Origin of the sequence: Bowmanella yangjiangensis (genome assembly GCF_017255015.1) — a bacterium.
Lineage (GTDB): Bacteria > Pseudomonadota > Gammaproteobacteria > Enterobacterales > Alteromonadaceae > Bowmanella > Bowmanella yangjiangensis.
The window spans coordinates 154788-167294 of sequence record NZ_JAFKCS010000006.1 but is presented as its reverse complement, the minus strand read 5'-3'; the positions used below and the strand labels follow the sequence as shown (position 1 = coordinate 167294).

Here is a 12507-nt window from a genome sequence, read left to right as displayed (position 1 = left end):
CAACCGTTGTCGGTGAGGACTATGCTTAAGCGTGGGACTTACAGGCGGTGGGTCATATGGTTAAGTTTGCGCTGTTGGCGTTTTTTCCAGGCTTTATTAACCGAATAGCGCCATAACAGATTCATTCCAAAGTAGCCCAGTAAGCCGAATACCACGGCACAGATCCCACAACCAAGCAGAAAGGCCGGGCCAATGGTTTCCAAGCTTTGTACTACCCACTCCCAGCTTAGCTGAAAGGTAAATTCCTGGGCCGGCTGGCCCAGCACACTGACCCCCACCAGATAAGCACCATAAAAGATTGGTGGCATGGTAAAGGGATTGGTGATCCACACTGTGGCGACCGATAAGGGCAAATTGACGCGCAGCGGAATGGCACAGGCGGCCGAGAGCCACATTTGGAAAGGTACCGGCCAGAAAGCGAAAAATAACCCGAGGCCAAAAGCGCCGGAGGCGGATTTACGGTTCAGATGCCAGAGGTTAGCATCATGTAATAAGGTTCCGAAGACTTTAAGGGCTTTTTGTTCCTTAATGGACTCATGGCTTGGTAAAAAGCGCTTAATCATTTTCTTCGGCATAGACATCTCTGATTCGGGCGCAGCCCAGGTGTAAAGGCGACATAACTATGGATGGTTGGCTTTTCAGTTTTATGACAGCTAGCGCGCTAATGCTGCTGTTCCCTGCGCTTCCTGTCGCCTGGTCGTTACCTGTTCTGCTACTTGGCGCATTCTGGTTGGCTTACCAACGCCATTGGGTTTTGTCCGGTCTACTGACCGGCGTGGTCTGGATGGCGAGTGTAGGCCATTGGCAGCTTGCCTGGCAACTCCCAAACGACAAGATCCGACAAGTCGCTATTATCGAAGGGCAAGTGGAGACGTTACTGCAAGCGGAATCCAGTCCGCGCTTCACACTGCGTCTGACAAAGTTTGATGAGCAGTCGTTGTGGCGTAGTGTGCGCGTGAGACTAAGCTGGCGGGACGCTGACTGGCACCTCGAACAAGATCAGGTGGTGCGCTTGGCGGTTAGGCTTCGCCCACCGCATAGCATGCTGAATATGGGCGGATTTAACTATCAGCAGTGGCTGTTTGCCAGCGGGATCCGGGCGACGGGCTACGTAACAAAAGCGCCGCAAAATAAGTTACTGGCAGAGGGAAACAGCGTCCGACAATGGTGGTTGAGCCGCTTTGCAGAATTGGATATTGAGCACAGAGGCTGGCTGGCGGCCTTAAGCATGGGCTATCGAGGCTGGCTTGAGGCGGATGACTGGTCAATGGTACAGCGCACCGGTATTGCCCATCTGATTGCGATATCCGGTCTGCATCTGGGGATGGTGTCGGCATTTATCTACGCTCTGGTCGCTTTGTTATTGGGCCCCGTGCTTGGCAGAGTCCGGCAACGCATGAATCTGCATAAGTTGGCCCTAGTAACGGCTTTGCTGGCAACCTTAGGGTATGCTGCGCTGGCCGGTTTCAGTTTACCGACACTACGCGCCTGGCTGATGCTGGCGCTGTTTGTCATGCTGTTAAATAGCAATTTGCATTGGCGGCCAAGGCGGATTTTATTGGTCTGTCTGGCACTTTTTGTGCTGCTTTTTCCCTTGAGTCTTTTGACGGTCAGTTTCTGGCTGAGCTTTTCTGCAGTATTGATTTTATATCTGGTGTTTTGGCGCTGGCCAACGCGCGGACGTGGCTGGGCTATTGGTGCGGCATTATCTGTAATGCTACGGGTACAGCTAGCCTTGAGCCTGTTAATGCTGCCGCTGGTGGCCTGGCAGTTTGGGTTAGTGTCCTGGGTTTCGCCGCTGGTTAACCTATTTGCCGTGCCATTTGTGACTTTATTGCTGTTACCCCTTTGCTTGGTTGCATTACTGATACTGGGATTACACAGCGAAGCAGGGCAATGGCTTTTCGCTTTGGCGGATAAACTGGTCGACTTAGGTTTATCGGCCGTTGCCTGGCTGGAAGCACAGCTGCAAAGCGCCGTGCTGCTTCCTGCTATTTCGGCCTGGGTCTGGTTATCTGTGGCATTGGCCGCCATTTGGCTATTTATGCCGCGGGGTTTAGTGCCTCGCTCATTGGGATGGTTGCTGCTATTGCCTCTTGTCAGTACCTGGCTGCCTTCGCGCAGTGACGCCTGGCATATCGAAGTGCTGGATATTGGTCAGGGGCTGGCCGTGGTGGTACATCGTCATGGCCGGGCGTTATTGTACGATACCGGGCCGGCGTATTATTCCGGTAGCAGCGCCGCATCGGCGCATGTGCTACCGGCACTGCGGGCGCTGGGGATCCGACAGTTGGATTGGCTGTTTATCAGCCATCAGGATAATGATCACGCCGGTGGTCAGGCGGATATTTTGGAGGGAGTTGCCGTTTTACAATTGATGACCAATTTGGGACGTTGCCAGGCAGGCTGGCAACAAAAGTGGCAAGAATTGGATTTGCAGGTGCTCTGGCCCCAACTGGGCGAATACAGCAGTCAGAACAATCAATCCTGTGTGCTGAAAATCAGTGATGGGCAGAATATCTTGTTACTGCCTGGTGATATTGAAAAGAAGGTGGAAAGCAGACTGGTCGCCACGGAGGATCTTCGCGCTCAGATCTTAGTTGCACCGCATCATGGTAGCGCAACCTCATCGTCAACAGACTTTATTCACGCAGTAAGGCCAGAGCACGTGGTTTTCAGTCAGGCGCGTTTTAATCGCTGGGGGTTTCCGCGCCCAGAAGTGGTCACTGCCTACCAAGCAGCCGGGGTCATAACCCATGACACCGGCAGCAGTGGACAACTACGGTTTAAAATTGAAGCCGGGCAAATTCAGGTGCAGGGACTGCGCGCTACTCGCTACAATCAATGGTTTATGCAGTAGCAATAGGGTTAGGCACTGCTATAAATTTGTACAAAAAACTATTGATAGTTGGGGAATTATTAGCTGGCGGTTACAATAGCTCGATTCGGCCCGGTGAATGCGGGCGTTAATGGAAAAGTCCGTCCTGTCTCATGAGTAAAAAAATCAGCGCTTCCGTTTTTCCGCGCTTTCTTCGTTATCTGCGCGAGTTCAAGCTGGCCTTTGTGATGGCTATTGTCGGCATGATTGGCTATTCAGCGGTAGATGCCTTTGTGATTTTCCAAATGCAGCCGCTAATTGATGAAAGCCTGGTCAAAGGCAATGTGGATTATCTGCGCCTGGCCGCTTACCTGGTGTTGCCGCTGTTTATTCTGCGCGGTTTGTTTAACTTTATGGGCAGCTACAGTTTGTCCTGGGTGGGCAATCAGGTGGTGATGCGGATGCGTCAGCAACTCTTTAATCAATACATCCATCTGCCGGTGTCCTACCACGATCAGCATTCCTCCGGGCAGATGATTTCCAAGGTGATTTACGATACCGAACAGGTTGCCAATGCCGCTGGCAAAGCCTTGCTGACCCTAGTGCGTGAAGGGGCTCTGGTGGTGTATCTGCTGGCAATTATGTTTTATCACTCCTGGCAGTTGTCACTGGTTTTCCTGCTGATTGGCCCGGTGGTAGCGGTCATAGTGTCTGTGGTCAGTAAGCGTTTTCGCCAGGTCAGCCGCAATATTCAAAAGGCCATGGGCAGTGTGACTAATGTGGTGGAGCAGGTTATCAAAGGTCACAAAGTGGTGCTGATGTTCGGCGGCCAGAAACTCGAAGAAGAGCGTTTCGCCGAGCGCAATAACCATAACCGTCAGCAGAATATGAAACTGGTGGTGTCCAGACTACTGAGCGAGTCCAGCATCCAGATTATTGCCTCAGTGGCCTTGGCTGTTGTGCTGTATCTGGCCAGTACACCGGGCATGATTGAGAATCTGACCGCCGGGGTGTTTACCTCTGTGGTGGTAAGCATGACCATGTTGCTCAAACCCTTAAAACAGTTAACCACGGTAAACGCCGAATTCCAGCGTGGTATGGCAGCCTGTGCCAGCGTATTTGAAGTGCTGGATGAACAGCGCGAGCAGGATAACGGCCAAGTGCATTTGCATCGTGCGCGCGGTGAGATACGTTTTGACAATGTGGATTTTGCCTACCCAGGTAAAAACAGCAATGCCCTAAAAGGCATCAGCTTCCATGTGGCTCCCGGCAAGAGCCTGGCTTTGGTGGGGCGCTCAGGAAGCGGTAAATCCACCATATCCAGCCTGTTAACGCGTTTTTATCAGGTGGAGAATGGGGGGATCAGCCTGGATGGCTATGAGCTCAATGATATCAGCCTTAAGGACCTGCGGCGTCAGTTTGCCTTAGTGTCTCAGCACGTAACTTTGTTTAACGACAGTATTGCCAACAATATCGCCTATGGTGCAGATAACTCGGTAAGTCGCGCCAAAATAGAAGAGGCCGCGCGTATTGCCCATGTGATGGAGTTTGTTGAGCAATTACCCGACGGACTGGATACCAATATTGGGGAAAATGGCCTGATGCTCTCTGGTGGTCAGCGTCAGCGAATTGCCATCGCGCGGGCCATTTTACGGGATGCGCCCATCTTGATTTTAGATGAAGCTACATCGGCCCTGGATACCGAATCCGAGCGGCTGATTCAGGATGCGCTGGACAAACTCCAGCAAGACAGAACCAGCATTCTGGTGGCACACCGTTTATCGACTATTGAAAATGCCGATGAAATTCTGGTTATTGATAATGGTCGGATACTGGAGCAGGGCAATCACAAGGCCCTGTTGGAAAAAGACGGTGCCTATGCGCTTTTACATAAAATGCAGTTCAAGGAAGGAATGGGCGAATCGTGAGTTGGCTGGAAAAACGTTGGTACCAACCTGATGCCCTGATTTGGCTGTTGTTGCCGCTAACCATCTTATTCTGGCTGCTCTCAGCATTTCGCCGACTGCTATTCCGATTGGGGATTAAGCGCAGTATCCGGGTGGGGGCACCGGTGATTGTAGTGGGCAACATCTCGGTAGGGGGCAACGGTAAAACCCCCATGGTGATCCGTTTATGCCAACTGCTTAAGCAACAAGGGTTTCACCCTGGCGTAGTCAGTCGTGGTTATGGCGGCAAGTCGCCTTATTATCCTTATAGTCTGACCATGAACAGCGATCCTAAGCTGGTTGGGGATGAACCTGTGATGATGCGCCATCACATTGGCTGCCCTATGGTGGTGGATCCTGATCGGGTGCGCGGTGCCAAGTATCTAATTGCCGAACATAAATGCAATATCATTGTGTGTGATGACGGCCTGCAGCACTATCGTCTGGCGCGGGATATCGAAATCCTGGTGATGGATGGTGAGCGGCGCAACGGTAACGGCTACTTGTTACCTATGGGGCCGCTGCGCGAAGGACCGTGGCGAATGAAAACTGTGGATTTCGTCGTGGTTAATGGCGGCGTGGCGCAGGAAGGGGAATATCTGATGTCACTGGAGCCAGGCCAATTGGTGAATGTGAAATACCCCAGCCAGACCCAGTCCATTTCTGAATTAAAACGTCCGGCCATCGCCATGGCTGGTATCGGTAATCCTGAGCGTTTCTTCAAGCTGCTGGCGACCAGGCAGGTAAAACTTAAAGAGCGCCTGGTATTTGCTGATCATCATCCTTTTAAAGACGGCGATATACCGGATGATTTGGTTCTGATGACCGAAAAGGATGCGGTGAAGTGTCGTGACTTTGCCCGCTCTCAATGGTGGTACTTGCCGGTAAGTGCTAAGTTAACCGAACAATTCAAACAACGATTGCTGGAAAAAATTCATGGCATTTGACAAAAAATTATTGGACATACTTGCGTGTCCAACCTGTAAGGGCAAGCTTATCTATCAGGCCGACAACGCCGAGTTGATCTGCCGTTTCGATCGTTTGGCTTTTCCTATCCGTGACAATATTCCGGTGATGCTGGAAAACGAGGCCCGCAGTTTATCCTTAGATGAGCTTGAACAAATTAAAGGCTGATACACCATGAAATTTACCTGCATCATTCCAGCCCGATACGCGTCCACCCGGTTTCCTGGCAAGCCTTTGGTGGATATTCATGGCAAGCCCATGATTCAACATGTGGTTGAGCGTGCTATGGAGTCCGGCGCCAACCGGGTGGTGGTGGCCACCGACGACGAGCGCATTGCCGAGGTCGTGAAAAGCTTCGGCGGACAGGTTTGTATGACAGGTCGGCATCATGAGTCGGGTACTGAGCGACTGGCCGAGGTGGTGGACATACTAGGCCTGGATGCCGACGAGATCGTGGTCAATGTGCAGGGGGATGAACCCTTTATTCCGGCGTCTATCATTCAGCAGGTGGCAGAAAACTTAAATCAGCATCGCCAGGCTGAAATGGCGACCCTGGCGGTACGGTTAACCGACGTGGAAGAACTTTTCAATCCCAATGTGGTGAAAGTGGTCACGGACAAACTGGGGTATGCCCTGTATTTCAGCCGTGCCACCATACCTTATGACAGAGCGCGTTTTCTCGACGCTGACAGTATTGATGAAATTGGCGATTACTACCTTCGTCATATTGGCATCTATGCTTACCGGGCGGGTTTTATTAAACAATATGTAAATATGACACCGTCCGGACTGGAACAGATTGAGTCACTGGAGCAGCTAAGGGTGCTGTGGCATGGCGAAAAAATTCATGTTGATGTGGCATTACAGGCACCACCGGCAGGTATAGATACTCCGGATGATCTGGCCAGGGTATTAACTCAGGTTTAATGCCAGGAGAAAAGACAATGGCAACCGTGGTGATTACCGGCGCAGGAAGAGGTATAGGTCTGGCGCTGGTGCAAGCGTATTTGCAACGTGGCGACAAGGTTTATGGACTTTGCCGCCATGCCACTAAGGAATTGCTGCAAAGCGGTGCTGAGGTATTGGAAGGCGTGGATGTTGCAGATATAACGGGTTTGACAGAAGCCCTCAAACCGTTAACCAGCGTACAAATCGATATTCTGATTAATAATGCTGGTGTACTGGGCAATGAGACATTTGACCGACCTGATCCTGCCAGTGTTGAATATCAGTTTAAGGTGAATGCACTGGGGCCGCTGGTGGTCAGCCAGTTACTGGCCCCGCATATGCAAAAAGGTGGAAAGATAGCCATGGTGACCAGCCGAATGGGCTCTATGGCGGATAATGGCTCTGGTGGTTACTACGGCTATCGCATGTCTAAAGCCGCTCTTAATGCGGCCGGTGTGTCCATGGCGCGAGACCTTGGCGAGCGAGGTATCGCCGTGGCGTTGCTGCATCCAGGCTACGTACAGACGCAGATGGTAAATTTTGCTGGTGATGTGTCTGCAAACGTCTCCGCCTCATGTCTGGTACAGCGTATTGATGGGTTGAATCTGGATAACTCAGGTCAGTTCTGGCATGCCAACGGCGAAGTCTTACCCTGGTAAATAATAAAAAATTCTTCATGTGCGCTTGTTCTGCCATAGTTCCTGCTATAAGTTAACAAAGTGTCACCAAGTGGTGACACTTTGTAATCGAGATATGCCCATCACAAAGCAGGATAGCCAGATTGCAGAATGTCATAATTCAAGCCTGCTCTGAGCAGGACAAAGAGTGGCTGAGCCACGTTCATAGTGGTACGCGTATTGATATTCAACTGTTGGATCAATACGACAGTCGTTTTCAAAGCGAATTGATCGGTTATAGATTTGGCCGCTATCTGATCATCCGGTTTGACGAATTTGTTATTCCTCAAAGTATGAACTGCACCGGTTTAATTGCGGTTTGTCGCTTTCTGATTGAAGACAGCCTGGGTGAGTGTTTTGCCTTTAAGAGTGAAATTGTCAACACTTTAAGACGTCCTGATAAGCTGTTGTTTATGGCGTTTCCTGCGGAAATCCACCGACGCCCGCTACGGGCTACCAAGCGCCAAAGCCTGAAGATTCCTGCCGCTATTTCGTTACGTAGTGCTCAAGGTACCTCTCCCTCCTTTAATGGTGTCCTTGTTGATGTGTCAGGCAAAGGCTGCCGCTTTCAGTTCGACGCTTCCCATACCGGGCGCAAGGTGAATTTGCTGCCAATACTGATTCGTATCGATTGGCCCGAGCGAGGGATCCAAAAGGAAGTTAGCGGTATGGTGAGAAACTCAAAAATGCAGGATGGCTTTTTGACCATAGGCGTGCAATTTGATGAAGAACAACCGGATTTGGACATTTCGCTGTGATTGCACTTAACTAAATGCTACATCCCGCCGCCGAGGGTGGTGTTTTCTTCGCACTGTCTGTCCTACCCATCACCTAAACCCTGAGGAGTTGAATCATGCAGCCAACATTCAACGAACCGGATAAGGCCGATGATCACTATTGGATCGAGCATTTGACCTTTGGCATGCGTGTTGATGTACAACTGCTTGAGCTACAAAAGCGCCGCTACCATGCCGAGCTGATGGGACTGCGTATCGGTCGTTACATTGCCTTACGTTTCGACCCGCAAAATTGGCCGCTTGGGGAACAGTTAACCGGTATGGCCGTGGTCTGCCGTTATTTGGTTGAAGATGAATTGGGCGAGATCTTTGCCTTTAAGGCCGAGGTATTGCAGCTTATGCGTTTCCCTGACCATCTGATTTTTCTGACCTTTCCTGATGATGTGGCCAAACGTAGCCTGCGCGATACCGCCCGCAATGAGGTTAATTTGCCTGCAACGGTGACTTTTGCGGGAAGGAACTATGTGGGGCAGGTTACCGATATCTCCGAAGGCGGTTGTCGGCTTTTATTGCCCCAGGTTCCCGAACTTCAAGACTGGGACAAGACTGAAGTAGCACTGGCCATAGAATGCACACAAGGTCCCAAACAAGCCCTCACTGCCCATGTACGTAATCATAGGGAAGGGCGCGAAGGTGTCAGTGTGGGATTGCAGTTTGTCGCCCCTCAGGCCTGGGTACAGAATTTATCCTGAGCATTGCCTTTTATTTACAATTATTTAAAGTGTTGGCACTTTGATTTGATGAGGAAGGGCATGGGTCCTCTGATGTTTGACTTGGCCGGACATGAGCTGAGCGTTGAAGAAAAAGAAATTCTTGATCATCCACTGGTTGGTGGAGTGATGTTAACCAGCCGAAATATTTATGATCTGAAACAGCTTGGTGAACTAATAGGACAAACCCGGACACATGCACGCAATTCGCTACTCATAGGTATTGAACAGGAAGGTGGGGCTCGTCAGATATTAAGAAGTGGTCTTAGTCCATTACCACCGCTGTCTGTCTTGTTCAGATATGCGGAAGGGCAGCTCGATAAAGCTTGTCAACTGGCTCAGCAGGTCGGATGGCTGACCGCCTCAGAGTTACTGGCGCTGGATATTGATCTGGCATTTGGTCCGGTGCTGGACATTCTCGGCCCGTCGCCACTCGTGGCCGATCGTGCCTTTCACAGCAAATCGCAACAAGTCATCGAAATGGCCGCCAGCTATGCAAAAGGTATGCAACAAGCGGGTATGAAAACCGTGGGCAAGCATTTCCCTGGTCTTGGTTATGTGCTTGACGTTGAAAAACGCATCGACCCAAGGCCTCTGGCAGAAATCCGCCACCATGATTTACGCGTATTTCAGGCCATGCAAGAGCAAAAATTGCTGGATGCGGTAATGGTTGCCCATGTGGTCTATCCGGCGGTGGACAAGTTATTGGCCTGTTACTCACGTCGCTGGTTACGGGATATTTTACGTAAGGAATTAGACTTCGACGGTGTGGTGTTCTCCGGCAATCTAAGTGCCAGTGTCAGCCATACCCGCGAGTTTTCAGAGCGTGCCCGCCAAGCATTGGATGCCGGATGCGATATGGTGTTGGTTTGTGGTAACCGGGACGGTGCTATTGCCGTTTTGGATGCGCTACCAAGTAGCTACCAGGCCAGTGGCCGCTTGAATGCGCTACGCAAGTGCGACGCTCCCGGTCTCTCAGCATTACGTACAAAAACACTATGGCAAACCGCCAATTCAGCGATGGAAACACTACATGCCGGTTAAAACCTCGTTATTGCTGTCAGGTCCAATATTGGCAGGGTTGTTGTGGGGGCTTTTGTATCAGCAAGGTTTGCCTCTACCTATTGTCTGGACCGCCAGCATCACCTTACTGACGGCGTTTTACTGGATCACTGAGGCAATGCCGATCCCGGCAACGTCTTTGATCCCATTCGCTGCCTTTCCAATGACCGGGGTGCTCACTCATCAGCAGGCGGCGTCATCCCTTGGTAGCCATGTGATTATTCTGCTGATGGGCGCGTTTATGCTCTCCAAGGCATTGGAAAAATCCAATGTCCACAGTCGTTTTGCGTTTTACATGGTTAAACTCACCGGGGCTGATAGTGCCAGGCGACTGGTGCTGGGTTTTATGCTTACCGCTGCGCTGTTGTCCATGTGGATCTCTAACACCGCCACTACCCTGATGTTATTGCCTATCGCGCTGGCGGTGATCGCCAGAGTGCAGGAGCCCCGTTTGGCGGCGGCTATTCTGTTAGGTATTGCTTATTCAGCGAGTCTGGGCGGAGTAGGAACACCCATAGGCACACCGCCTAATATTATTTTCATGAGTGTTTATAGCCAGTCCCAGGGCAAGGAAATCAGCTTCCTTGACTGGATGAGTTTTGGTCTACCCATAGTGCTTATCGCCATTCCGTTAATGGCCTTATGGCTCACCAGGGGATTAGGTGCGCTGAACAATTTACGGATGCCGGCGGCAGGTAAGTGGGACAGTGGTGAAAAACGCGTGCTTTACGTGTTTTCAGTGGTGGCCGCCGCCTGGATTTTCAGGCCCTACTGGACAGCCTGGTTGGGTCTTGAGTCTGTGGGTGACAGCACTATTGCCTTAGCGGGAGTCGTCGCCATGTTTTTAACCCCCACAGGTAAACAAGCCGGTGAGAAATTGTTGGATTGGAAAACCGCCAATGACATTCCCTGGGGCATGTTGCTTTTATTCGCCGGCGGTATTTGTGTTGCCAAAGCCTTTGATGCATCCGGCTTAAGTGCAGCCATGGGGCAATGGTTGGGTGGCTTATCTGAACTTCCGGTGTTGCTGCTAATTCTGGCCTTGTGCTTATTTGTGACCTTCCTAACCGAGATTACCTCTAATACGGCAACGGCAACCTTGCTGATGCCGATACTTGCCACCGCTGGCGTGGCTGCAGGGGTCGACCCCAAGTTATTGATGATCCCAGCGGCCATCAGTGCCAGCTGTGCCTTTATGTTGCCTGTTGCCACTGCTCCCAATGCCATTGTTTACAGCACTGAGAAAGTGTCGATTCGAACCATGGCGCGGGAAGGCTTGGTATTAAATCTACTGGTGGCGGTTATTGTCACTCTGGTGGTGTACTTGATGCTGGCGTGAACCCGATGACTGATTGATGAAGTGTAAAGAAATCGTCAAGGCCGCTAATGTCAGGTCAAAGAATAGTAAATTAACTCTCAACGCCTTCTGTTGGTCGAAGTTCAGGAGGCGTTTTACTGGACTTGCTTTATAGTCCGTTCCCGATTAAATCCAAATATAAGCAGCTTGCGTACTAACGTGAGCAGATAACTACGTATCAAGGATATTTCATGAAGCTTTCCATGCCTGCGGCGGTATGCGGGTGTTTGCTGGTGCTGGCCAGCTATTCCAGTTCTGTGATTGCGCAAGGCGCGCCGGGTGGTCCAAGGGCAGCCAGAGTGTTGGCCACTGACCTTCAGTTTGAACATGAAACCAGTCGGGTTGAAGCGGTAGGCACAGCCGAGGCACTGCACTCTGTGGTGTTGTATCCGGCGGCGGCAGACCGGGTGGTAGCCGTGCATTTCAAACCCGGTGACAGGGTTAGCAAAGGGCAAGTGCTGTTAGAGCTGGATGCCAGGCGCCAAAAAGTGGCCGTTGAAAGGGCCACTATTTTACTGGCTGATGCTGAGCGCACCGTGGAACGATTAACCGACAGCCGCAAGCGTGGTGCTATTGCGCAAAGCCAGTTGGATGATGCGGTAACCCAGCGCGATCTGGCCAAAGTCCAATTGGAAGAAGCCAAAGTGGAGTTGCAGGACCGCTCGGTACTGGCGCCATTTGATGGGGTAGTGGGTCTCACTGAGGTGGAAGTCGGCGACCGAATCAATCTGCAAACGGCTATTACCAGCATAGATAGTCGAAAACAGCTCTATGTAAATTTTCGCGCCCCTGAAGCGGCTCTTGATATGCTGCAAGCCGGAGCCACGTTAACCCTCAAGCCATGGCAAAGTCAGGGTACTGAGATTAAAGCCCAGATTGCCGAACTGGATTCGCGCATCGATACCACCAGTCGTACCCTGGCGGTACGCGCCATTATTGATAATCACAACGATGTTTACCGCCCTGGTATGAGTTTTCGCGTTGAGCTGAATATGCAAGGCGACAAGCATGCCGTGGTACCCGAAGTGGCGCTGGCCTGGGGAGCCAACGGCGCTTATGTGTGGGTGGCCAGAGATGGCAAAGCTAAGCGTGTTGAAGTGCAGATTAAGCAACGTCTGAAAGGCCGCTTGCTGGTATCTGGTGCCTTGGGAGAGGATGAGCAACTGATTACCGAAGGGATCCAGAGTTTGCGTGAAGGCCAGGCCGTCACTATCGCCAAAGGGTAA

At 51.3% G+C, this 12507-nt stretch carries 12 protein-coding genes; 11 read left to right on the top strand and 1 reads right to left on the bottom strand.

Annotated elements, in window-relative coordinates; translation table 11 throughout:
* Positions 1-38 precede the first annotated feature (38 nt).
* Positions 39-575, bottom strand: a complete 537-nt coding sequence (locus tag J0A65_RS08730) for a DUF2062 domain-containing protein (protein ID WP_206593781.1) — start codon at positions 573-575, stop codon at positions 39-41.
* A 47-nt stretch (positions 576-622) separates the two neighbouring features.
* Between J0A65_RS08730 and J0A65_RS08725 the strand changes: the two genes are divergently transcribed.
* From J0A65_RS08725 to J0A65_RS08675, 11 genes are all read left to right on the top strand, one after another.
* Positions 623-2860, top strand: coding sequence for a DNA internalization-related competence protein ComEC/Rec2 (locus J0A65_RS08725; RefSeq protein ID WP_206593780.1), 2238 nt, complete (start codon positions 623-625; stop codon positions 2858-2860).
* Between the two features lie 131 nt (positions 2861-2991).
* Positions 2992-4746, top strand: a complete 1755-nt coding sequence (gene msbA / locus J0A65_RS08720; protein WP_206593779.1) for a lipid A export permease/ATP-binding protein MsbA — start codon at positions 2992-2994, stop codon at positions 4744-4746.
* Complete coding sequence (gene lpxK / locus J0A65_RS08715) at positions 4740-5711, top strand: tetraacyldisaccharide 4'-kinase (protein WP_206593843.1); 972 nt, start codon at positions 4740-4742, stop codon at positions 5709-5711. Before msbA ends, lpxK begins: the two co-directional genes overlap by 7 nt.
* Positions 5701-5898, top strand: a complete 198-nt coding sequence (locus tag J0A65_RS08710; RefSeq protein ID WP_206593778.1) for a Trm112 family protein — start codon at positions 5701-5703, stop codon at positions 5896-5898. The genes lpxK and J0A65_RS08710 overlap by 11 nt, the downstream gene beginning before the upstream one ends.
* 6 nt (positions 5899-5904) lie before the next feature.
* Entirely contained in the window at positions 5905-6657 is a 753-nt protein-coding gene (gene kdsB, locus J0A65_RS08705; protein ID WP_206593777.1) for a 3-deoxy-manno-octulosonate cytidylyltransferase, read from the top strand.
* A gap of 17 nt (positions 6658-6674) precedes the next feature.
* Positions 6675-7337, top strand: coding sequence for an SDR family oxidoreductase (locus J0A65_RS08700; protein ID WP_206593776.1), 663 nt, complete (start codon positions 6675-6677; stop codon positions 7335-7337).
* Positions 7338-7459: 122 nt separating this feature from the next.
* On the top strand, positions 7460-8113 hold the full coding sequence (locus J0A65_RS08695) for a PilZ domain-containing protein (RefSeq protein WP_206593775.1): 654 nt from the start codon (positions 7460-7462) through the stop codon (positions 8111-8113).
* A 95-nt stretch (positions 8114-8208) separates the two neighbouring features.
* The gene (locus tag J0A65_RS08690) at positions 8209-8844 is read left to right on the top strand and encodes a PilZ domain-containing protein (RefSeq protein WP_206593774.1); all 636 of its coding nucleotides are present in this window, start codon (positions 8209-8211) and stop codon (positions 8842-8844) included.
* 60 nt (positions 8845-8904) lie between these two features.
* Positions 8905-9906 carry a beta-N-acetylhexosaminidase gene (gene nagZ, locus J0A65_RS08685; RefSeq protein WP_206593773.1) on the top strand — a complete coding sequence of 334 codons (1002 nt, stop codon included), beginning with the start codon at positions 8905-8907 and terminating at the stop codon, positions 9904-9906.
* On the top strand, positions 9896-11263 hold the full coding sequence (locus J0A65_RS08680; RefSeq protein WP_206593772.1) for an SLC13 family permease: 1368 nt from the start codon (positions 9896-9898) through the stop codon (positions 11261-11263). Before nagZ ends, J0A65_RS08680 begins: the two co-directional genes overlap by 11 nt.
* 209 nt (positions 11264-11472) lie before the next feature.
* Positions 11473-12507 carry an efflux RND transporter periplasmic adaptor subunit gene (locus J0A65_RS08675; protein WP_232849824.1) on the top strand — a complete coding sequence of 345 codons (1035 nt, stop codon included), beginning with the start codon at positions 11473-11475 and terminating at the stop codon, positions 12505-12507.